This window comes from Floccifex porci (genome assembly GCF_009696175.1).
In the GTDB taxonomy this organism is placed as follows: Bacteria; Bacillota_I; Bacilli_A; order Erysipelotrichales; family Erysipelotrichaceae; genus Floccifex; species Floccifex porci.
In genome coordinates, this window is the sequence record NZ_VUMM01000004.1 from 82,263 (window position 1) to 105,352 (window position 23,090).

The 23,090-nt window shown below is 34.6% G+C and carries 21 protein-coding genes and 1 other annotated feature; of the genes, 14 read left to right on the forward strand and 7 right to left on the reverse strand.

From position 1 onward, the window contains the following. Positions 1-2: 2 nt before the first annotated feature. Complete coding sequence (locus tag FYJ50_RS03825) at positions 3-1,436, forward strand: HAMP domain-containing sensor histidine kinase (protein ID WP_154459701.1); 1,434 nt, start codon at positions 3-5, stop codon at positions 1,434-1,436. A gap of 67 nt (positions 1,437-1,503) precedes the next feature. On the opposite strand, the gene FYJ50_RS03830 is transcribed toward FYJ50_RS03825, so the two are convergent. Together FYJ50_RS03830 and FYJ50_RS03835 are read right to left on the reverse strand one after the other, a co-directional pair. Then, complete coding sequence (locus tag FYJ50_RS03830) at positions 1,504-1,872, reverse strand: transposase (protein ID WP_205946411.1); 369 nt, start codon at positions 1,870-1,872, stop codon at positions 1,504-1,506. A 407-nt stretch (positions 1,873-2,279) separates the two neighbouring features. Next, positions 2,280-2,666, reverse strand: a complete 387-nt coding sequence (locus FYJ50_RS03835; protein ID WP_205946412.1) for an IS110 family transposase — start codon at positions 2,664-2,666, stop codon at positions 2,280-2,282. A gap of 250 nt (positions 2,667-2,916) precedes the next feature. On the opposite strand from FYJ50_RS03835, the gene FYJ50_RS03840 reads away from it, so the two are divergent. Continuing rightward, positions 2,917-3,903: a Gfo/Idh/MocA family protein gene (locus FYJ50_RS03840; protein WP_154459704.1), complete on the forward strand. Its 987-nt coding sequence runs from the start codon at positions 2,917-2,919 to the stop codon at positions 3,901-3,903. A 180-nt stretch (positions 3,904-4,083) separates the two neighbouring features. Here the strand turns inward: FYJ50_RS03840 and FYJ50_RS03845 are convergent, their stop codons facing one another. Next, positions 4,084-5,427, reverse strand: a complete 1,344-nt coding sequence (locus FYJ50_RS03845; RefSeq protein WP_154459705.1) for an ISL3 family transposase — start codon at positions 5,425-5,427, stop codon at positions 4,084-4,086. 359 nt (positions 5,428-5,786) lie between these two features. Between FYJ50_RS03845 and FYJ50_RS03850 the strand changes: the two genes are divergently transcribed. Further along, positions 5,787-6,905, forward strand: a complete 1,119-nt coding sequence (locus tag FYJ50_RS03850) for an Ldh family oxidoreductase (protein WP_154459706.1) — start codon at positions 5,787-5,789, stop codon at positions 6,903-6,905. Positions 6,906-6,914: 9 nt separating this feature from the next. Continuing rightward, entirely contained in the window at positions 6,915-7,820 is a 906-nt protein-coding gene (locus FYJ50_RS03855) for a patatin-like phospholipase family protein (RefSeq protein ID WP_154459707.1), read from the forward strand. Between the two features lie 26 nt (positions 7,821-7,846). On the opposite strand, the gene ilvA is transcribed toward FYJ50_RS03855, so the two are convergent. Then, a complete protein-coding gene (gene ilvA, locus FYJ50_RS03860; RefSeq protein WP_154459708.1) occupies positions 7,847-9,052 on the reverse strand; it encodes a threonine ammonia-lyase in 1,206 nt (401 codons plus the stop codon). 59 nt (positions 9,053-9,111) lie between these two features. On the opposite strand from ilvA, the gene FYJ50_RS03865 reads away from it, so the two are divergent. The 5 genes from FYJ50_RS03865 to FYJ50_RS03885 all read left to right on the forward strand — a co-directional run bounded on the left by FYJ50_RS03865 (position 9,112) and on the right by FYJ50_RS03885 (position 13,589). Beyond that, positions 9,112-10,278 (forward strand): ATP-binding protein, encoded by a 1,167-nt coding sequence (locus FYJ50_RS03865; RefSeq protein ID WP_154459709.1) that lies wholly within the window; start codon positions 9,112-9,114, stop codon positions 10,276-10,278. Between the two features lie 7 nt (positions 10,279-10,285). Continuing rightward, positions 10,286-10,969 carry a FadR/GntR family transcriptional regulator gene (locus FYJ50_RS03870; protein ID WP_154459710.1) on the forward strand — a complete coding sequence of 228 codons (684 nt, stop codon included), beginning with the start codon at positions 10,286-10,288 and terminating at the stop codon, positions 10,967-10,969. An 87-nt stretch (positions 10,970-11,056) separates the two neighbouring features. Then, the gene (gene ilvC, locus FYJ50_RS03875) at positions 11,057-12,082 is read left to right on the forward strand and encodes a ketol-acid reductoisomerase (RefSeq protein ID WP_154459711.1); all 1,026 of its coding nucleotides are present in this window, start codon (positions 11,057-11,059) and stop codon (positions 12,080-12,082) included. Between the two features lie 59 nt (positions 12,083-12,141). After that, the gene (locus FYJ50_RS03880; RefSeq protein WP_154459712.1) at positions 12,142-13,422 is read left to right on the forward strand and encodes an SPFH domain-containing protein; all 1,281 of its coding nucleotides are present in this window, start codon (positions 12,142-12,144) and stop codon (positions 13,420-13,422) included. Then, entirely contained in the window at positions 13,419-13,589 is a 171-nt protein-coding gene (locus FYJ50_RS03885) for a hypothetical protein (protein WP_154459713.1), read from the forward strand. The genes FYJ50_RS03880 and FYJ50_RS03885 overlap by 4 nt, the downstream gene beginning before the upstream one ends. Before the next feature lie 26 nt (positions 13,590-13,615). Here FYJ50_RS03885 and ilvD read toward each other — a convergent pair whose 3' ends face one another. Genes ilvD through ilvB form a run of 3 tightly spaced genes read right to left on the reverse strand, consistent with a single transcriptional unit; the run spans position 13,616 to position 17,478 of the window. Continuing rightward, positions 13,616-15,283, reverse strand: a complete 1,668-nt coding sequence (gene ilvD, locus FYJ50_RS03890) for a dihydroxy-acid dehydratase (protein WP_154459714.1) — start codon at positions 15,281-15,283, stop codon at positions 13,616-13,618. 12 nt (positions 15,284-15,295) lie between these two features. Then, positions 15,296-15,805: an acetolactate synthase small subunit gene (gene ilvN, locus FYJ50_RS03895; RefSeq protein WP_154459715.1), complete on the reverse strand. Its 510-nt coding sequence runs from the start codon at positions 15,803-15,805 to the stop codon at positions 15,296-15,298. Between the two features lie 8 nt (positions 15,806-15,813). Further along, a complete protein-coding gene (gene ilvB, locus FYJ50_RS03900) occupies positions 15,814-17,478 on the reverse strand; it encodes a biosynthetic-type acetolactate synthase large subunit (protein WP_154459716.1) in 1,665 nt (554 codons plus the stop codon). Positions 17,479-17,605: 127 nt separating this feature from the next. Beyond that, positions 17,606-17,805: a binding site (T-box leader), on the forward strand. Positions 17,806-17,908: 103 nt separating this feature from the next. Between ilvB and FYJ50_RS03905 the strand changes: the two genes are divergently transcribed. From FYJ50_RS03905 to FYJ50_RS03925, 5 genes are all read left to right on the forward strand, one after another. Then, a complete protein-coding gene (locus FYJ50_RS03905; RefSeq protein ID WP_154459717.1) occupies positions 17,909-19,597 on the forward strand; it encodes a 2-isopropylmalate synthase in 1,689 nt (562 codons plus the stop codon). Then, positions 19,588-20,859: a 3-isopropylmalate dehydratase large subunit gene (leuC, locus tag FYJ50_RS03910; protein ID WP_154459718.1), complete on the forward strand. Its 1,272-nt coding sequence runs from the start codon at positions 19,588-19,590 to the stop codon at positions 20,857-20,859. Before FYJ50_RS03905 ends, leuC begins: the two co-directional genes overlap by 10 nt. A 3-nt stretch (positions 20,860-20,862) precedes the next feature. After that, positions 20,863-21,357 carry a 3-isopropylmalate dehydratase small subunit gene (leuD, locus tag FYJ50_RS03915; RefSeq protein ID WP_154459719.1) on the forward strand — a complete coding sequence of 165 codons (495 nt, stop codon included), beginning with the start codon at positions 20,863-20,865 and terminating at the stop codon, positions 21,355-21,357. Position 21,358: 1 nt separating this feature from the next. Beyond that, positions 21,359-22,438 carry a 3-isopropylmalate dehydrogenase gene (gene leuB / locus FYJ50_RS03920; protein WP_154459720.1) on the forward strand — a complete coding sequence of 360 codons (1,080 nt, stop codon included), beginning with the start codon at positions 21,359-21,361 and terminating at the stop codon, positions 22,436-22,438. Positions 22,439-22,525: 87 nt separating this feature from the next. Continuing rightward, a partial coding sequence (locus tag FYJ50_RS03925; protein WP_154459721.1) for a helix-turn-helix domain-containing protein occupies positions 22,526-23,090 on the forward strand: 565 nt, incomplete at its 3' end.

A 23,090-nucleotide genomic window follows, 5' to 3' on the forward strand; every position in this document is an offset into this window, starting at 1 on the left:
ATATGAAAAAAATAAAAGATACATTTCATAAATTATCGCTGACAAAGCAGTTTGTATCCATTATATTTCTTTGTTTAATAGCTTTCCTGATATTCTTTTTCGCCATACTGAGAACAGGAATCAACAATACCATTGAAACCCAGATGTTTTCTATGTTACAGAACAATCAAAGACCTATTGTGAATTTATTAGAAAACGAAGGAAATGTAAATGAAGAATTGTATGCATATCTTTCTAAAAATTCTACACAGGTGGACTGTCTGATTTCAGATGGAGTTCTTCATATTTTTGGAGGAAGAGAAGATAAAATTGGCAATAATGAATTGTATAAATATCTGATTGTTGAATCCGGTCAATTGTCAAGAAGTAATAATGTAAAACATGGTATTGTTCGTATCAATGATATGGAATATTACTACAGTCTTGTATATTGTAAAAACAGTGATTATGTAGTCGCAAGTTATATGGATAATACATATCCATCTTCTTTTCGATCTATATTAGTCGATTCAACTGTATATCTGATTATTTTAGCTTTTATTTTAGTTTTTATGGTTATTTTAATCTGGGTATTTTCTATTATTCAGCCATTGGGACAAATTAAGGAATATATCAAGCAGATCAATATGGGAAAAGAAGTGGATCTGAATATCAATCGTGGAGATGAAATTGGTCAGGTGGCCAATGCGATTACACTTATGAAAGATGAATTGACAAAGCAGGAAAAAGCGAAAGAAGAAATGATTCATAATATATCTCATGATCTGAAAACACCAATCGCAACAATAAAATCTTATGGAGAATCCATTAAAGATGGTATCTATCCATATGGAGATCTGGAATCCAGTGTAGATGTAATCATTGATAATGCCAATCGTCTGGAAAAGAAAGTCTATAATTTATTATATTTAAATCGAATTGAATATTTATTGACATCGGATTCTGAAGGTGTTGTCACAAATATGAAGGAAGTTGTGGAAGAAGTGGTATTAAATTCTGCTGTTATTCGTCCGGAAATTGAAGTGATTACCGATATTGAAGAAGTATTTTTTGATGGTCTACTGGAAGCATGGAGAGTATGTATCGAAAATATTATGGATAATGCGTTCCGCTATGCGAAGTCTTATATAAAAATTGAAGTAAGAGAAGATGATTTAAAAATATTAAATGATGGACCAAAAATGAGTGAGGAGCGTATTCAGACTTTATTTCATCCATTTGAAAAAGGTGAAAAGGGAAAGTTTGGCTTAGGTTTATCCATTGTTTCAAAAGTTACGAAGACAAACAACTACAATGTAGAAGGATACAATACAGAGGATGGAGTTTGTTTTAGAATTTATCGAAAACCGGTCGAAGAAAAGAAAAAAACAAATTCATCATGGAAAAAAATAGAAAGAATAAAGGAGACAAACTATGAAGATGTCAAGAAAAAATGAAGAATTTAGAATTGACATTTAAGCATGACAAAAAACTAGTTGGCTAGCCTTTTAAAAAAAATATGAATTAGTCTAATATAAATTCTTTGTCTGGATTCGAAAGTACAAAGAAAATATAGTTCACTAATTTTCTGGAACAGTGTCCTAAAGCATTATAATGAGATTTTCCTTCACTTTTCTTTTTAAGGTAATAGGACTTCATTGTATTTGAATTTTTCCTTACATTATTGGTAGACCTTATCAGGGTATATCTTAAGAGCTTATTGTCTTTTTTGGACATTCTGGTTCTGGATTCCTTGAATTGACCTGACTGTCTGATCTTTGGATCAAGATCAGCCATAGCCATAATTTTATTTGGACTATCAAAACGTGATATATTTTCAATGGTAGCTAAAAGATAAGCGGTCTGGATATAACCAAAACCAGGAATCTTCATAAGGGGAGAGTCGGTCTCCTTCATGATTAAAATAATCTGCTTATCAATATCTGATAGCTGCTTTTAAAACAGTTCGATTTGATAGACAATATCTTTGATTTAAGTAGAAATAGCCACTGAATGGAAACCTACGCCAGATGAAGCTAAAGATTTGATTTGTAGGACCTTGTCTTTTGTCATGAAGTGATAGTTTTCGGTCAGAAGGTTATAGAGTCTATCGATGTGGGCTGTTTTTATTTGATAGGCCGTGTTATAGAACTTTAAAAAGTTCAGGAATCCTTTAGAATAAAGGGTATTTTTGATAAAAGGCTTTAATTCAGGAAACGTTCTGTCTAAAAGAGAAATGAACCGGATTTTTTCGGTAGAAAGCTTTTGTTTCAGGTCTTCTCTTTGAATACAGAAATATTTTAATTCACTGACATTGAAGGAGGATTGTTTTCTTTGTGATGATTAAAAGCTAGAAAAGTGGCGATGGTGAAGGCATCTGTACTATCTGTTTTAACATCACGGATGTTTAATGATCTGAAGCGCTTGGTAAGAATTGGATTGATAAGTTCACAATGAAAACCAAGACCGGATAGAAAATTAAAAAGATTTTCATGATAATGAGCGGTCGATTCAAAACCGATGACAACATCGCCTTTATCATAAGAAGAAAATTTTGATAAGAACAGCTGGAATCTATCAGCAGAATTATCAAAAGGAAAAGAAGTTTGATGTACTTCACCGAGATGATCAATGATACAAGCGTAGTGGACAAATTTAGCGATATCCACACCAATATAGTAGGTCATAAAAAAGACCACCTTTCTAGAACCTTGCCTGGTCACAGGTGATCTATTCTCGTAATCTTGCAAGACATAAAAGTACATAGACTTATCCAACTATAAACAAACAAATAGGACCTGGGCTATACTCTCCTTTAAAAGGACAAAGCCTTAAATTAAATAAATAGAATAAGGTTCTATTTCATTTTAACAGAAAGAGAAAGGAGCGTATGATACTTTATTCGCAAGGTACAAATGTATCATACGAGAATAAAGCATGAAAGTAGGTACCGTTGGAACTGGATTTATTGTGGATCGCATGATAAGTGCTATGAAAGATTCAGGCATAGAAGTGATTGCTTGTTATTCAAGAAGCTTAGAAAAAGCGAAAGAGTTTTGTGAAAAACATCAGATGAAACGCTATTATTCAAATTTAGAAGAACTATTAAAAGATGAAGAAGTGGATACCATTTATGTGGCCTCTCCTAATTCTTTACATTATTCTCAATCAAAGATGGCTTTACAGGCAAAAAAACATGTCATAAATGAAAAACCATTCTGTCCTAGTCTAAAAGAAAGTGAAGATCTGTTTAAAACAGCTAAAGAGAATGGCGTTTATATTTTTGAAGCCATCACCAATCAGTTTCTTCCCAATTATCAGATTCTAAAAGAAAATCTATATCGAGTGGGAGATATAAAACTGGTTCAATGTAATTATTCACAATATTCTTCAAGATATGATAAATATAAAAATCATGAACAAACAAATGCTTTTGATCCTCATTTTAATGGTGGAGCTTTAATGGATATCGGGGTTTACTGTCTTCATTTTGTGACAGGATTATTTGGTAAACCTGAAAAAACAATGTATTATGCCAATAAAGGATACAATGGAATTGATACTAGTGGTATTTTAATTCTTCAATATCCTGAATTTGTGGCAACATGTGCAGGAGCCAAAGACAGTTCCAGTGATATATTTGCTTATATTCAGGGTGATAAAGGCTGTTTGAGAGTAAAAGGAGTAAGCATTGGAATATTGCCAAATGTAGATTTTATTCCTCCAAAAGGAGAGCCTTTACTGAATAAAAACAATTCTTCTTCTTTAAATTTAGGAATTGAACAAGAAATGCACATGATTTATGAATGTAAAGAATTTGTACGTATCATCAATGAAAAAGATGAAAGTACATATAATAAATTATGTGATCATACAAATTTGGTTGTTCAGATTTTAGAACAGTCCATTCAACAAACGCTTTAGATATTTCGGGATTTTAAATAATCCTGTGGATGAGCTCTAAACGATTTGTGGGTAGGCTTTAACAAATTGTGTTGATAGCTTTAAATAATTGTGTGGATGAGCTTTAAAATATAGTGTGATATTGTGATAAGAAAGACGGTTTTGAGCCGTCCTGTCACAAATCACACTTTTTTATTTTTTTTATATTTTATAACTATCTTTTTTGTTTAAACAATACATGATTCTATTTCTTGCTCTTTTTGAATTCGTGTATCCATATGCGTTATAGATTAAACGTTCGATCTGATTGTTCCTTGATTCTATGAAGCTGTTGTTGATTCTTCTGCTGTTTATAATCGTAAACGAATTGATAATTTCTTTGTTCCAGTTTATAAGTAGATTATAGAATTCATGATATTCTTCAATTCCTGAGTCTCCAAATTCCAAAATCAAATCTGCCAGGCCTTTTTCTGCTTCTTTAAGTGAAGTGTTTCTGTTAAAGAAAATATATTTTTCTTTTAGTTCATAAGCCGTTTTTAAGTCAGGAAATCTGTCGAATAGAATAGTAAGGATATCTCTGTAATTTAAATAACGCTTGAATCTTTTGTTGTATTTGGCTTTGTTGTCCAGGTCAAAACCACTCTTAAAGATATTTTTGAATTTGGTCAGCAGATACTGAATGTCTTCGTCCTGTGTTTCTCTTCTGCATCTTAAACGTACTTGATTAAAACCTTCGGTGAGATGTTTTAGAACATGAAATGGATCCGCACATACGATGGCTTTTGGAAAATAGATATGGGCAATATCTCTGTAGTTATCGTACAAATCTATTGAAACATACTTTACGTTATGCAATTCAGACTTATGTGTGTACTTATTCAATGTCTGAGTTCTTATTACGGATAGGTAATTGGCAATATAGGCTTTTTTTCTATCAGGTAATACATCAACAATCTCACCGGTAATAAAATCCATAAATATGCACATATAAAGAGAATCGTAATTTGACTGAGGAAAGAAGTGTTCATCGATAGAGAGCACTTCGGGAAGTGGTTTTCTTTTGATGTCTACATGTTTATCGAAAATCTGAATAACTTTTTTCACTGAAATATTGTATCTGGCAGCTACAGCAGAATATGTATTGGCTATAGATTTAAGATCTTTTAATACGTTTATTTTTGTTTCCAGAGTAACAGATTCTCCTGTATTGATAAAAGGGTTCTTTTCACTAAAAGAAGAACTGCAATCTTTGCATAGATACCGGCGACGCTTGTAAAAGATTATACATTTTCGATTAACCAGGGTTGAATGAATAAGTTTTCTCTTGGTAAAACCATTACCAACAATATGACAAGAATCACAATAGGGGCACCTAAGGTTAGATACTGGTTTCAACTTCACGAAGAAATTCAGTGAGTGATCAGAATTTTTGATAGAATCAATAGATTCAATTTGATCGTAATTGATATTTAATATATCTGTGATAAACTTTTGATTGGATATTATAAAAATCCCTCCTAGCATTATGATTTGTGATAATTTCATTCTATACTAGGAGGGATATTTTTATGAATATATCCACACAAATATTTAAAGGATAACCACACAAATTGTGAAAGCTAATTTCAAGCTTCAAAATGCCAGATTTGTCCACACAAATCTTTAAAGCCCGTCCACAACACAAAATTATTTATAGTGCTGATATTTCTATAGCGTTTTTTTATGGTTCGATCTTATTTATATTCGTTTATTTGTTTGTAAACCTGTTTTTATTGAAAGAGAATGAAAGATTCGGATGTATTTATTAGGGAAATATTATCTATTTATGAACCCTTGATATATATAAAAAGAAATGAGTTTAAAAAAAGATTGTGCTAGAATAAAAGTAACGGAGGATACAACTTATGTTAAAAGATAAAGATAATAGACCTTATGTGCCATGGGATGTAATGGATTCTTTTATGACACAGGCATTTATGAAGTATGGGTTACCTGAAGAAGATGCAAAATTATGTACGGATGTATTACTGGAAAGCGATCGAAGAGGAATTGAAAGCCATGGATGCAATCGATTTAAGCCGATTTATCTAGATCGAATCAAAAATGGAATTTTAAATCCAATCACAAAAATTGATGTCATTAAGGAGACATGTACAACGGCTGTTTTAGATGCCAATGATGGAATGGGAATGGTTGCATCAAAAAAAGCCATGGAAATGTGCATAGAAAAAGCTAAAAAATATGGAATGGGAATGGTTGCGGTTCGTAATTCTTCTCATTTTGGTATTGCTGGATACTGGGCAGGAATGGCGGAAAAAGAAGGTATGATCGGAATTTGTGGAACCAATGCCAGACCTTCCATTGCTCCTACTTTTGGTGTTGAAAATATGCTGGGAACCAATCCTTTGACTTTTGCGATGCCAAGTGATGAAGAATTTCCATTTGTACTGGATTGTGCAACATCCGTTATTCAGAACGGTAAAATTGAATATTATGCAAGAATTGATCACGATACTCCAGAAGGTCTGGTAATTTCTCGAGAAGGGGAAATACTGACGGATTCGAAACAGATTATTAAAGACATTCGTTCTGAAAAAGCGGCATTGGCTCCACTTGGTGGTTTTGGAGAAGACATGGGTGGTTATAAAGGATATGGATACGCAACGGTTGTAGAAATTCTAAGTGCTGCATTACAGGCAGGAATTTTCTTAAAGGCATTAGAAGGAAAAAATGAAGATGGAAGTATCCGACCATATCATTTAGGTCATTTCTTTATGGCAATAGATACCGAAGCTTTCATGGGATTAGAATCTTTTAAAAAGACAACTGGTGATATTTTAAGAGAACTTAGAAATTCTAAGAAAGATCCAAAACACAGCCGTATTTATACAGCTGGTGAAAAAGAATGGGATGTATGGCAGGAAAGAAAAGACAAAGGAGTGCCATTAACAAAAGCGGTACAGGACGAATTTATACAGATTCGAAATGAGTGCCAGTTAGACATTAAATTCCCATTTGAATAAGGAGACAATATGTATAAGTACTATTCAAAAATAAATCAAATCCCAAAAGGACATGCTTCAATGAATATCACAAAAGGATGTGTTATATGTGAAGGAGGGGCTTTTCGAGCGGTTTATGGAGAAGGTGTACTGGATGCATTGATGGAAAATGATATTAATATGGAGTGTACAATAGGTGTATCGGCAGGAGCTTTGAATGGCTATAATTATGTAGCGGGTCAAATTGGAAGAAGTGCAAGATTTAATTTATATCATCGTTTTGATCCTAACTATATAGGAGGGCCCAAAACACTTATTCACAATAAAGGAATTATAGGCTTTGATTATGCATTTGGACCCAATCGCATAGAACCTTTTGATCAGATTTTCTTTGATCGTCCTTCCAGACGATTTGTAGCTGTAGCTACAAACTGTTTGACTGGAGAATCGTGTTATTTTGAAAAAGGAAAATGTGAAGACATTGAAAAAGCCATACAGGCTTCGGCTTCTTTACCTTTTGTATCTTCTATGGTAGAAATACAGGGTATTCCTTGTTTAGATGGAGGTATTTCCAATCATATTCCCATTCAATGGGCTTTAAATGAGGGATATTTAAAAATAATAGTAATTCGAACACAGCATAAAGTATATCGTAAAGAAGATAATGAAAAAATGGATTCCATGATTGATCTGAGATATTCAAAATATCCTGAATTAAGAAAATCGTTAAAAAATATGAATAAAGAATACAACTATACTTGTGATTTCATTGATCAATTGGAAAAAGAAGGAAAAATATTTGTATTTTCTCCTTCTATAAACGACCCGGTTTCCAGATTAGAGGCCGATGTTGAAAAACTGGGAGACTGGTATTTTTTAGGATATAACGATACAAATCGAAGAATGAAAGAATGTAAAGAATATTTAGAAAAATAAAAGAAGAATCAAATCGATTCTTCTTTTTAGACTCTTTCATGAACAATAATAAATCCATGATGGATTAAATCATCTTTGATTTTTTCTATATGATCGTGATTTCTTGTTTCTACTGTTACTTTTAAGAAACAGGAAGTAATTGCCATTTCAGGATCGCCATTGTCATAATCAATGGCAACAACATTTCCGCCATTATCGGAAATGATTTTGGATACACCTAACAATTGACCTGGTTTATCGGTTAAAGCAATTGTAAAGCTTGTTTTACGTCCACTTAATAATAAACCACGTGTCATGACACGATCGATGATATTGATATCAATGTTTCCTCCAGAAACAATACAGACAACATTTTTTCCTTTAATTGGTAATTTATTGAACATAGCTGCAGCTACTGAAACGGCTCCTGCTCCTTCAGCTACAATTCTCTGTTTTTCCATTAAAGAAAGAATAGCCGCTGCAATTTCGTCTTCACTGACCGTTACAATATCATCTACATACTGTTTTACAATTTCAAATGTATTATTTCCTGGATGCTTAACCGCAATTCCATCCGCAAATGTATTGACATGGTCCAATGCGATATTTTTTCCCTGTTTGAACGATTCATACATGCTGGCTGCATTGGCTGCCTGTACTCCATATATCTTAATGCTTGGCTTCAGATTTTTGGCCGCAAAGGCAACTCCACTGATTAATCCTCCACCGCCAATAGGAACCACAATGGCATCTACGCTATCCATCTGATCCAAGATTTCCAGTCCAATGGTTCCCTGTCCAGCAATAACATCTTCATCGTCATATGGATGAATGAAAGTAAGATTTTTTTCTTTACACTGGCGAATGGCTTCTTCATAAGAATCATCATAGACACCTTCTACAAGACATACATTGGCTCCATAACTTTTTGTGGCTTCTACTTTTGATAGTGGCGAACTGTCTGGCATACATATCGTACAGGGAATCTGTGCTTTTTGTGCTGATAAAGCCACACCTTGAGCATGATTTCCTGCGGAACTGGCAATGATTCCATGTTGTTTCTCTTCTTCTGTCAATTTACTGATTTTATAAAAAGAACCACGAATTTTAAAACTACCTGTTAATTGTAGATTTTCTGGTTTTAAATATATGTGATTTTCAGATCCTAAATTGTCGGCTGGTATAATATTCGTTTTATGAACAATCTTTTTTAAAACATTTTTCGCATCATAAATTTTATCAATTGTTAACATAATTCATCCTCCCATTAAAAACGTGCTATAATTATAACACGACTTTGGAGGGATGCATCATGGATTTAAAACAATTTCAAATGGAATTAGAAACTTTAACCTTATTTCATCGTATTTTAGAAGATGAAATTGTGGATTTATTGATTCAAACGATAGATGATTCCACTTATTATTGTCGATTATGTTCAAAAATTTATGATCAGGGAGCCAATTTATCTGATTATATTTATAAAATGGTTATGAACGATGAAAATATCTATGTTCTGAATAAAGCAAAAAATAAAACAATTGTTCCATCCATTGAAAACAGTTTAAAAAGAGAATTAAAGATACTTCAGAAACTATGTGATTTAAAAAGTAAAGAAGTTCATATTCAATCGGATATCGAATATCCTGAATGGGAGAATACATCTTATTCTTTAGAAAAAGATTATTATCAAAGAATTGAAGAGCTTCCTAAAAAAGGATATGGTATTTTTGCGAAATATTTTGTATTTGGGATTGATGAACAAGGATTATATCCAATTAGACATCCAGATACACAATCGTTAAAAGAAATGACAGGGTATCAGCAACAAAGAAATGTACTGATCAAAAATACATTGGCTCTGCTGCAGGGAATGAAAGCCAATAACGCATTGTTGTATGGAGATGCGGGAACAGGAAAAAGTTCAACCATTAAAGCCATTGTGAATGAATATCATACAGAAGGATTAAGACTGATTGAAGTAAAAAAGAAACAGATAGCTCAATTGCCATCGATTATTGAAATGTTAGCGGATAATCCTTTAAAATTTATTATTTTTATTGATGATCTAAGTTTTTCAAGCAATGACGATGATTACATTGCTTTAAAAAATATATTGGAAGGATCGACTACTTCCAATAAAATGAACGTTGTGATTTATGCAACGAGCAATCGTAGACATTTTATGAAAGAAACATTCTCAGATCGAGAAGGGGATGAAATGCATCGAAATGATACCATTCAGGAAACGATGTCTTTAGCTGCTCGTTTTGGTTTAACGATTACATTCCAGAAACCAGGTTCAAATTTGTATATGGAAATTGTTAAACAGTATGCCAAAGAATATGAATTGAATTTAGATGAACACGAATTAAAAATAAAAGCGGAAGCGTTTGCGATTCGAAACAATGGACGTTCTGCCAGAACGGCTAAACAGTTTGTGGAATATGAAAAAATTAATCAGAGTATATTGGATTAGGTGATTTATGGAAAAAATGAGTTTAGCACAAAGTACCGCAAAACGTTTAAAAAATGAAATTGTGAATGAAAAGAAATATAGACCGGGACAAAAACTTCCTAATGAAAATATATTATCAAATCAGTATGGAATTTCACGCTCGACATTAAGAGAAGCTATACGAATTCTTGTATCGGAAGGGATTTTAGAAGTACAAAGAGGAAATGGAACGTTTGTGCTTTCCCAATTAAATCAGAAGACAACCAGTTCTTTTCAAACCAGTTCCGATATAAAAGTAACGTTAAAAGATTTATATGAAACACGTTTAATTTTTGAGCCAGAAGCTGCCAGTTTAGCTTGTAAAAGAGCCAGTGATCAAGAGATTCAGGAAATTTTACGATTGGGAAATATATGCCAGGAAGCCATTTTAAAATGTCCTACAAGTAAAGAAAGAGTGGCTTCGGAAGCGGCTTTTCATGGGGCAATCATTAAAGCCTGTCACAATGAGTTCTTAATACATTTTTTACCGATTATTAATGAAACTATTGAAAAAACATTTGAATTAAAAATTAATCTGGAAGTGATTGCAGAAGATGCATATAAAGATCATATAATGATTATGAATTTTTTGGAAAAAAGGGATGCAGTGGCTTTAAAGAGTGCGGTTATGATACATTTACATCATGCTGCCTGGCATGAAGAATTATTTTAAAATATAGTTGACAATTTGAATAGAGTTGTTTATACTTGTCATACAAGTAAGCAAATAGTTGTTAGACAACTAACAGGAGGAAATATAATGGCTGAAGCAAGAATTTTTTATGAATCAGATTGTAATCTGGGATATTTAGATGGAAAAACAATCGCAATTATTGGTTATGGATCACAGGGACATGCTCATGCATTAAACTTAAAAGAATCTGGATGCAATGTAATTGTTGGTTTATATGAAGGATCTAAATCCTGGGCAAAAGCAGAAAAACAGGGATTAGAAGTTTATACAGCAGCTGAGGCAGCTAAAAAAGCCGATATCATCATGATTCTGATCAATGATGAAAAACAGGCAGATATGTACAAAAATGATATTGAACCAAACTTAGAAGAAGGAAACATGTTAATGTTTGCTCATGGTTTCAATATTCATTTTGGTTGCATTGTTCCACCTAAGAATGTTGACGTGGCTATGATTGCTCCTAAAGCACCTGGTCATACAGTTCGTTCAGAATACCAGGAAGGAAAAGGAACACCTTGTTTAATTGCAGTTGAACAAGACGCAACTGGAAAAGCATGGGATATCGCATTGGCTTATGGTGCTGGAATCGGTGGAGCTCGTGCTGGTTTATTGGAAACAACTTTCCGCACTGAAACAGAAACAGACTTATTTGGTGAACAGGCTGTATTATGTGGTGGTGTATGTGCATTAATGCAGGCTGGTTTTGAAACATTAGTAGAAGCTGGATACGATCCACGTAATGCATATTTTGAATGTGTTCATGAAATGAAATTGATCGTTGACTTAATTTATCAGTCTGGATTTGCAGGAATGAGATATTCTATTTCAAATACAGCTGAATATGGTGACTATATTACTGGACCAAAGATCATTACAGAAGAAACAAAGAAGGCAATGAAGAAAATTTTATCCGATATTCAGGATGGAACATTCGCAAAAGAATTCTTGCTGGATATGTCGCCAGCTGGTCGTCAGGTTCATTTCAAAGCTATGCGTAAACTGGCTTCTGAACATCCAAGTGAAAAAGTCGGAGCTGAAATTCGTAAATTATACAGCTGGAATAACGAAGACGATAAATTAATCAATAACTAATTGGACATCTATTGATGTCCTTTTTTTTATTGATATAATAGTAAAAAAGGAGATTTTTTATGGGATTAATTAAAACAACGATCCAATCGGTAAAAGGAGTCTTATCGGATCAGTATAAGGAATATTTTTATTGTGATGCTCTTCCAAATAATGTGCTGGTTCGTAAAGGGTGTCCAAAATATAATAAAGGGAAAGAAAACATCATTTCAAATGGTTCAATTGTATCCATTGCTGATGGTCAATGTATGATCATTGTGGATAATGGAAAAATAATGGAAGTATGTGCACAGCCAGGTGAGTATATTTATGATATTTCCAGTGAACCATCTATTTTTTCAGGGGATCTATCCGAAACAATTGACCAATCCATTCAGACAATTGGAAAACGAATTGCTTTTGCGGGACATACAGCACACGATCAAAGAGTTTATTATTTTAATACACGTGAAATTGTAGGGAATAAATATGGTACACCAATGCCAATTCCATTCCGAATTGTAGATGAAAAAATAAATTTTGAATTTACTACTTCAATTCGATGTTATGGAGAATTCTCATATCGAATCGTAGATCCAGTATTATTCTATACAAATGTATGTGGAAATATTTCACAGGATTATACCAGAGAAAATATAGATGGACAGATTAAATCTGAAGTATTGACGGCTTTACAGCCTGCTTTTGGTAAGATTTCTTCTTTGGGAATTCGTTATGATGAACTGATGCTGCATACAATGGAAATAGCCGACTCTTTAAATGAAGTGTTAAGTAAAAAATTAAAAGGATTAAGAGGAATCTCTATTGTATCTTTTGGAATCTCAAGTATGTCCATTCCTGAAGAAGATGAAAAACAGATTAAAAATGCACAGACATCTCTTGCGTATGGTACCAATGCACAGATGATGGCCGGTCGAATGGGAATGGCCAGTGCCAATGCACTAGAAAAAGCAGCTGAAAATGAAAACGGTTCTATGATGGGATTTATGTCAATGAATGCTGCCACTCAGGCTTCTGGAAACTTTAATTCTTTTTATCAGCAGGCACAAAATAGTATTCAATCAAAAGAAGAATGGACATGTTCTTGTGGACAGGGTCACAATACGGGTAAATTCTGTATGAATTGTGGAGCTTCTAAACCGGTTCAACAAGGATGGACCTGTCCAAATTGTAAAACGGTAAATTTAGGAAAATTCTGTGTAGAATGTGGAACAAAGAAACCAGCAGGTGCGTTGCAGTATCGATGTGATAAATGTGGATGGATGCCAGAAGATCCGACAAATCCTCCAAAATTCTGTCCGGAATGTGGAGATCCATTTGGAGATGAAGATATAATCAAATGAAAAAAAAGCTTTTAAATTTAAGTTTATTTCCGATTGGAGCAGGAGTCATTTTATATATCACAGGAATGATTTTAAATATAGACAGTTCTATTCCTTATATCCTGTCCATTGCCTGTATTTTACTATCTATTGTGGTATTACGAATTCGTACATCAGCTAAAGAATAAAAAAAGATGGTTTTTGTACCATCTTTTTATTTTAATATAGCTCCTTTATCGGCACCCTGAACTAATCTTTGATAACGAGACAACCATCCTGTTTTAAATTTTGGTTCAAATGGGGGCTGATTTTTACGTCTATTTTCAAATTCTTCATCACTGATATGAGCATGAATGGAATAATTGGCAATGTCAATTGTGATTAAATCACCTTCCTGAATCAAACCGATGTTTCCTCCAGCAGCAGCTTCAGGAGAAACGTGTCCAATGGAAGCTCCACGACTGGCTCCAGAGAAACGTCCATCTGTAATTAAAGCAACCGATTTATCCAGTTTCATTCCAGCTAATGCAGAAGTTGGATTTAACATCTCTCGCATTCCTGGACCGCCTTTAGGACCTTCATAAGTGATGACTACAACATCTCCTGGTTGAATACCACCTTTATAGATACAATCGATGGCTTGTTCTTCACTCGTGAATACACGAGCTGGACCTGTATGTTTCATCATACTTGGATCTACAGCACTTCTTTTAACAACACATCCATTTTGAGCAATATTTCCAAATAGAATCGCAATACCACCAGTTGGAGAATATGGATCTTCCACTGGACGAATGGTATTTGGATCTTTATTATAAGCGTGTTCAATATTTTCTTTAATTGTTTTTCCATTTGCGGTAATTAAAGATGTATCGATCAGACCTAGTTTATTCAGTTCATGATAAACGGCCTGTAATCCACCGGCAGCATTTAAATCATGCATATGAGTTGGACCAGCAGGGGCTAAATGACAAAGGTTAGGAACCTTTTCTGAAAATTCGTTAAATGTATGCAGATCCAATGGACATCCAGCTTCATTTGAAATAGCTAATAAATGAAGTACAGAATTGGATGAACATCCTAAAGCCATATCGCAAGTCAATGCGTTGCGAATGGATTTTTCATTTATAATATCTTTAATACAGATGTTTTTTTCAACCAGATTCATAATCGCCATACCTGCGTGTTTTGCCAGCTGCAAACGATTGGCATGAACGGCAGGAATGGTACCATTTCCAGGAAGAGCAATTCCTAAAGCTTCACATAAGCAGTTCATAGAATTGGCTGTATACATACCTGAACAGCTTCCACATCCTGGACAAGTCTGTTCTTCAAATTCTTTTAATTTTTCATCATTGATCAGATTGGCTTTACGAGCTCCAACTGCTTCAAACATTTTCGAAAGAGAAGTATCCACACCATCTACACAACCAGACATCATAGGTCCACCGGAACAGACAACTGTTGGAAGGTTTAAACGAAGAGCTCCCATGACCATTCCAGGAACAATTTTGTCACAGTTTGGAATTAATACTAGACCATCAAAGGCATGAGCCTGCGCCATTGTTTCAACGGAATCGGCAATTAATTCACGAGAAGGTAAAGAATATTTCATTCCTACATGTCCCATGGCAATCCCGTCACAGACTCCAATACTTGGAACCATGATCGGAGTTCCTCCTGCCATACGTACCCCAGCTTTAACGGCTTCTTCAATTTTATCTAAGTGAAAGTGACCAGGAACAATGTCACTATGAGCACTGACCACTCCGATTAATGGTCGGTCCAATTCTTCTTTTGTATATCCCATTGCGTAAAATAAAGAACGCATAGGAGCTTTTTCTACACCTTCTGTAACCGCAACGCTTTTCAATTTTTTCATAAATTTCCTCCTTTAATCGATACTGGAAACATCGGTAACATCCGCATCACGAGAAATACCTGTAACACCTGTACGACAGACTTCGACAATATCATAGCAGTTTAACATGTTTAAGAATCCATCTAATTTTTCAGTTGCCCCTGTTAATTCAATGATCATACATGTTTTTGATAATGATATGATGCGTCCACGATAAATATCTACAATTTCTTTAATTAAGCTTCGATTGGTTTTATCACAGGCAACTTTTACCAGTAACAATTCTCTAAATAAACTATTGTCTTTTTCCAAAAGGAAAATATCTTTTACCACTTCCAGTTTACGGGTTTGAGTGATGATTTGAGCTAAACTTTGTTCATTCCCATTAAAAACAACAGTGATACGGCTAATTTCTGGATCGTTTGTAGTAGATACTGTCAAAGAATCAATATTAAATCCACGACGTCCAAATAAAGAAGCCACTCTTGTTAATACATTTGCCTGATTTTCTACAAAAATACTAATTACTTCACGTCTTTTCATATTGCCTCCTATTTAATAATCATATCAGATACCGTTCCACCATTTGGAATCATAGGTAGTACGCGTTCTTCTTTTAATATATTGCAGGCAATCCATACAGGACCGTTGATTTTTAATGCTTTTGAGAATGCTTCTTTAAATTCATCCAATGTATTGACTTCAAAGCCAGTTGCACCAAATCCTTCTGCCAGTTTAGGATAATTTGTTTTTCTTCCTGGTGTTGTATTGGAATAACGTTTTCCATAGAAAGCGGTCTGCCACTGGTAAACCATACCTAAAACTTTGTTGTCAAAAATAATAGTAATGATTGGCAGTTCGTTTGAAACCGCTGTACAGCATTCATTTAAATTCATATGGAAAGAACCATCTCCTGTAAAATGAATGACACGTTTTTCTGGTTGACCAAACTGAGCTCCAATGGCAGCTCCATAACCATATCCCATTGTACCTAATCCACCGCTGGTTAAAAAGTTTTCACTCTTTATATGGTGAACATATTGAGCAGCCCACATCTGATGTTGACCAACATCGGTAACGTAAATTGTTTCTTTATCTGTTATAGTACAGGTTGCTTCAATAATATCTCGAGGACGTAATTTTGCTCCCTGTAATTCTATGTCGACCCACTTATGAGCTTTATGACATTCATCAATCCAATCTTTATGTTTAGTTTTATCAATTAAAGGCAATAAAGAAGAAAGTACTTCTTTGATGTCTCCAATCACCTGATAATTGATCAAAACATTTTTGTTGATTTCGGATTCATCAATATCAATCTGAATGATACCTGCATGTTTTGCGAATTTTCTAGGATTTAAAGCAACTCGATCGCTAAAACGTGTTCCTAGAGCAATAACCAGATCGGCATTATCGATGGCAATGTTTGCCTGCATGGAACCATGCATTCCAATCAATCCTAGATTTTTCGGATTGTCATAGCGAACAGCACCTGCTCCCATTAATGTATAAGTTGCAGGACAATCGTATTTTTCAATCAGTTCATTTAATTCTTTCTGTGCATGAGAAGCATTAACTCCACCACCGTAATAAATAACAGGACGTTTTGCCTCATTCATAATCTGTGCAATTTCCTGAAGCTGACTGTCCGATGCAGTTGGACTTTTTGTCAATGGAAATGGTTTCTGTTTCTTATATTCATATAAATTATTAGGATCGGTCACATCTTTGGTGATATCAATTAAAACCGGACCTTTACGCCCTTCATTGGCAATTCGAAAAGCATTTCGAATGGCATCGGCTAAATCTTCAATTTTATTTACAAAATAATTATGTTTGGTAATAGGTAAAGTCACACCTGTGATGCTGACTTCCTGAAACGCATCACGACCAATCGCATTGCTTGAGACATTGCAGGTGATGGCAATCATAGGAATGCTGTCTAACATAGCTGTGGCAATTCCAGTAACAAGATTGGTTGCACCAGGGCCACTTGTCGCAAAAACAACACCCGTTTTTCCTGTGGCACGAGCATATCCATCTGCAGCATGTGAAGCTCCTTGTTCATGAGCCGTTAATACATGATGAATCTTATCCTGATATTTATATAATTCGTCATATACATTTAGAGCGGCTCCACCTGGATACCCAAACACAGTATCTACGCCATGTTCCAGCAATACTTCCATGATGATTTGAGAACCACTTAATTTCATATTATTCACTCCATTCTACGTACTTTTTAGTATATCGTATTTATAAAAAAAAATGTAGATAATTTTATCATTTTACAAAAATTTTCAGAAAAAAATTGAAAATGAAAATTAAAATGATATACTATTACTACTAGCAACGATTTGGAGTAGTAATAGATGAAAAACTTATAGAGAGTGAATGCAAGGTGAAAATTCACAGTTGGAAATCTATGAACTTGCCAGGGAGCTGATCGATAAGCGATTCGTAATACAGGCGTTAACTTTTTAAAGAGGGCTTACTAAGACAGTAAGAACTAAGGTGGTACCGCGTATATTTACGTCCTTAGAAATAAGGACGTTTTTTTTATGGATTGGAGATGATGGTATGGATTTATCGGACTTATATAATAATCATAAAACAAAAAAAAGCATAGAAGGAGATATTTAGAATATGATGAATTATAACAAATACCATAGAGGATATTATATGCCTCCTGAAGAATCACTAGAGTGGACAAAAAAAGAATTTATTGATCATGCACCAATCTGGTGCAGTGTGGATATGCGTGATGGAAATCAGGCGTTGGTCACTCCGATGAATCTGGAAGAAAAACTTCAATTCTGGAAAGTATTGATTGATGTTGGGTTTAAGGAAATCGAAGTTGGATTTCCAGCTGCTTCTGAAACTGAACATGAATTTTTAAGAACTCTGATTGAAAATAATATGATTCCCGAGGATGTAACCGTACAGGTATTAACACAGGCGCGTCCTCACATTATTCAAAAAACTTTTGATTCCTTAAAAGGATGTAAGAATGCGATCGTACATTTTTACAATTCCACTTCTTTTGCTCAAAGACAGCAGGTTTTTAAAAAGTCAAAAGAAGAAATTATGAAAATCGCAACCGATGGTGCAAAATTAGTAAAAAAATTGACCGAAGAAAGTGGAGAAGATTATCGTTTTGAATATTCTCCTGAAAGTTTTACAGGAACGGAAGTGGATTACGCTCTGGAAGTTGTCAATGCGGTAATTGACATCATTGATCCTACTCCTGAAAAGAAACTGATCATTAATCTTCCAGTTACTGTAGAAATGTCATTGCCTCATGTATATGCTTCACAGATTGAATATATGTCAAAACATATGCATAAAAGAGATTGCATTGTTTTATCTCTTCATCCTCATAACGATAGAGGAACTGGAGTTGCCGATACCGAACTAGCATTGCTGGCTGGAGCCGATCGAGTTGAAGGAACTCTGTTTGGAAATGGAGAACGTACAGGAAATGTGGATATTGTCACATTGGCAATGAATATGTATACCCATGGTGTGGATCCAAAACTTCATTTTGATGATATGCCCCATATTGTAGATGTTTATGAAAGAGTGACACGTATGAATGTATACGAAAGACAGCCTTATGCTGGAAAGCTGGTATTTGCAGCCTTCTCTGGATCGCATCAGGATGCCATTGCCAAAGGAATGAAATTCAGAGAAGATCGACACAGTGAAGACTGGACGGTTCCATATCTTCCAATTGATCCAACTGATGTGGGTCGTGTATATGAAGCAGATGTCATCCGCATCAATTCGCAAAGTGGAAAAGGTGGAATTGCCTATATTATGCAGCACAATTATGGATATGAGCTTCCAGCTGTATTTAGAGAACAGTTCTCTTATTATATTAAAGATATTTCCGATCATGAACATAAAGAATTGAAACCAGAAGAAATTTTTGGAATTTTTGAAAGAGATTTCCTGAATTTAAATACACCAATTCAATTGAATGATTATCATTTTATACGTTTAAATAATAATATGTATCAGGCAACTTTAAGTATTCATTTTAAAGGAGAAGAAATGGATATCGTTGGAAGAGGAAATGGACGATTGGATGCGGTTGCCAATGCGATGAGAAAATATTGTCATTTAACATTTGATATTAAAGATTATAGAGAAAGTTCTTTAAATCAGGGTTCAAATTCAAAAGCGGTATCGTATATTCAATTAAAAGACTGTGTAAATGAAGATCGATTTGGTGTTGGAGTGGATGATGATATCATTGCTTCAAGTATTCGTGCATTATTCAGTGCTTTAAATCGAGCAATCATTCATAAGGAGGATGTATTATGTCAATGACAATGACACAGAAAATACTGGCATCTCATGCTGGATTAGAAGAAGTAAAAGCAGGACAGCTGATTGAAGCAGATTTAGATTTAGTAATGGCCAATGATATAACTGGCCCAATGGCTTTACCAATCTTTTCGCAAATGGCTGATACAGTATTTGATAAAGACAAAGTGGTTTTAGTACCGGATCACTTTACTCCTAATAAGGATATTAAAAGTGCTGAAAATTCAAAAGCAATTCGTGACTTTTCTTTTAATCAATGTTTGACGAACCATATGGAACAGGGAAAATGTGGTGTAGAACATGCGATCCTGCCAGAAAAAGGATTGGTTGTAGCAGGTATGGCAGTGATTGGTGCTGACAGTCATACATGTACATATGGAGCTTTAGGTGCTTTTTCAACAGGTGTAGGAACAACCGATATCGCAAGAGGAATGGCCACAGGAAAAGCCTGGTTTAAAGTTCCTAGTGCCATTCAGTTTCATTTAACTGGAAAATTGAATCCGTATGTCAGTGGAAAAGATGTTATTTTATATATAATTCATAAAATTGGTGTAGATGGTGCCTTATATAAATCAATGGAATTTACTGGAGAAGGTGTTAAGGAATTGTCTATGGATGATCGTTTTACCATTTGTAACATGGCCATTGAAGCCGGAGCTAAAAATGGTATCTTTCCAGTAGATGAACAGACTATTGTCTATATGAAAGAACATTCAGTAAAACCTTATGAAATTTATGAAGCTGACAAAGATGCAGAATATGAACAGACCATTGAAATCAATTTAAGTGAAATCCGTCCAATGGTCGCATTCCCTCATTTACCAGGAAACGGGCATACCATTGATGAAATTGAAAAAGAAGAACCAATCTATATCGATCAGGTTGTCATTGGTTCCTGTACAAATGGAAGAATGTCCGATTTAAGAAAAGCAGCAGCAATACTAAAAGGTAAAAAAGTTGCGAATCGTGTGCGTGCTATGGTTGTTCCTGCAACTCAGAAAATATTCATGCAGTGTATTAAAGAAGGATTGCTGGAAATATTTGTTGAAGCAGGTTGTGCTGTCAATACTCCAAGCTGTGGTCCTTGTATGGGTGGACATATGGGTGTTATGGCAAAAGGAGAAAAATGTGTTTCCACAACCAATCGTAATTTCGTAGGACGAATGGGAGATACACAGTCTTTAATTTATCTGGCTTCCCCAGAAACTGCGGCTGCCAGTGCGATTGCCGGATACATTGCCAATCCGGAAAAATTTGGAGGATAATATATGAAAGCAAAAGGAACGGTTTTAAAATACGGAGATAATGTGGATACAGACGTTATTATACCTGCACGTTATTTGAATTCATTTGATGCCAAAGAATTGGCAAGTCATGCGATGGTGGATATAGATCCTACGTTTGTACAAAGAGTAAAACCAGGAGATATCATGGTAGCCGGTAAAAATTTTGGTTGTGGTTCTTCAAGAGAACACGCTCCTTTGTGTTTAAAAACAGCAGGAGTCAGTTGTGTCATTGCGAAAAGCTTTGCCCGTATTTTTTATCGCAATGCGATCAATATTGGGTTTGCAATTTTAGAATGTGAAGAAGCAGCTGATGATATTGAAGAAGGAAATCAGGTCGAAATTGATTTTGATTCTGGTATTATCACAAATATCACAAAGAATAGACAGTACCAGGCTCAACCATTTCCGCCATTTCTTCAGAAGATGATTGCTGAAAATGGATTGGTAAATTATGTAAATCATCAGAAGGAGAATTAAGATGCAAAAGAAAATTGGTGTAATCTGGGGAGACTGTTCTTCTGTTGAAATTGTAGAACAGGCAGTAAATGTTTTAAAAACAATTGAAAAGAAGTACAGTCATTCTTTTGAATATATAGATATAGCCATGGGTGGACAGGCCATTGATTTGTATGGCGATCCACTTCCATCACATGAACTGGATAAATGTTTATCGTGTGATAGCGTTTTATTAGGTGCAATAGGTGGTCCGAAATGGGAAGGTCTTCCTGGAGAAAAAAGACCAGAAAAAGGATTATTAAGATTAAGAGCTGGTATGGGATTGTATTCAAACAACCGTCCTGCAAAAATCTGGCCACAGTTGGCAGATGCTTCTCCTTTAAAAAAGGAAATTGTGGATAAAGGAATTGATTTTATTATCGTTCGTGAATTAATTGGTGGAGTTTATTTTGGAAATCATGAAACACATGAAGAAAATGGAGAATTAAAAGCCATTGATTCTATGCCTTATTCAGAACATGAAATCAGAAGAATTGGCAAAATCGGTTTTGAAACGGCAATGAAACGTAATAAAAAATTATGTATGGTGGATAAAGCCAATGTACTGGATACATCTCGTTTATGGCGTAAAGTTATGGATGAATTAAAAAAAGAATATCCAGAAGTGGAATATTCTGTTATGTTTGTTGACAATTGCGCTATGCAGATCTGTAAAAATCCAAGCCAGTTTGATGTCATTGTTACAGAAAATATGTTTGGTGATATTTTATCCGATGAAGCCAGTGAAATTACAGGAAGCATCGGCATGATTCCTTCTTCTTCGTTAGGAGATGGAACGCGCGGCTTATATGAACCAATTCATGGATCGGCTCCAGATATTGCAGGAAAAGACATTGTCAATCCAATTGCCTGCATACTAAGTGCAGCAATGATGCTTCAATATAGTTTTGATTTAAAAGAGGAAGCTAAAGACATTGAAAAAGCTGTAAATGCAGTATTAAATCAAGGCTATCGTACCCAGGATATGATGTCTGAGAATATGAAATTAGTGGGTTGTAAACAAATGGGACAACTCATTGTGAATGAAATTGAAAAAGGATAGAATGGTGATATAATCCCACTGAAGTAGACACACGAAATAATTAAAATTATCCCATCGATGTGAAACTACAAAGGTGGGATTTTTTATATGGGAAGAAAAGCTAAATATACAAAAGAACAAAAGGTACAGGCTTGTGAAGATTATTTAAATAAAAGAAAATCTGCAGAACAAATAAGGATTGAATTGAACATGGCTGAATACGGAGCCATCTTAGTTCTAAAATGGGTGAAAAGCTATCGTGTGAATGGACATTCAATTTTTGATCATAAGAGTACAAACAATAAGTATTCTAAAGAGTTTAAGGAGATGGTTGTTCAAGAATATCTTCAAGGTCATGGATCCTCCATGGATTTGGCTGCTAAGTATGGAATACCTAAATGTAGTACTGTTTTAAATTGGGTAAACAAGTATAATAGTCATAGAGAACTTAAGGATTACAATCCTAAGCCGGGGGTCTATATGGCTGATACTTTAAAAGTAAGCAAAGAAAAGAAAATCGAAATCATTAAATACTGTATAGATCATAATCATGATTATAAAGGTACAGCTGAATTTTATGGTGGAAATTACGCCCAGATCTATAACTGGGTCAAAAAATATGAATCCAAGGGTGAAGACGCTCTAGAAGATAGACGTGGTAAACGTAAGGCAG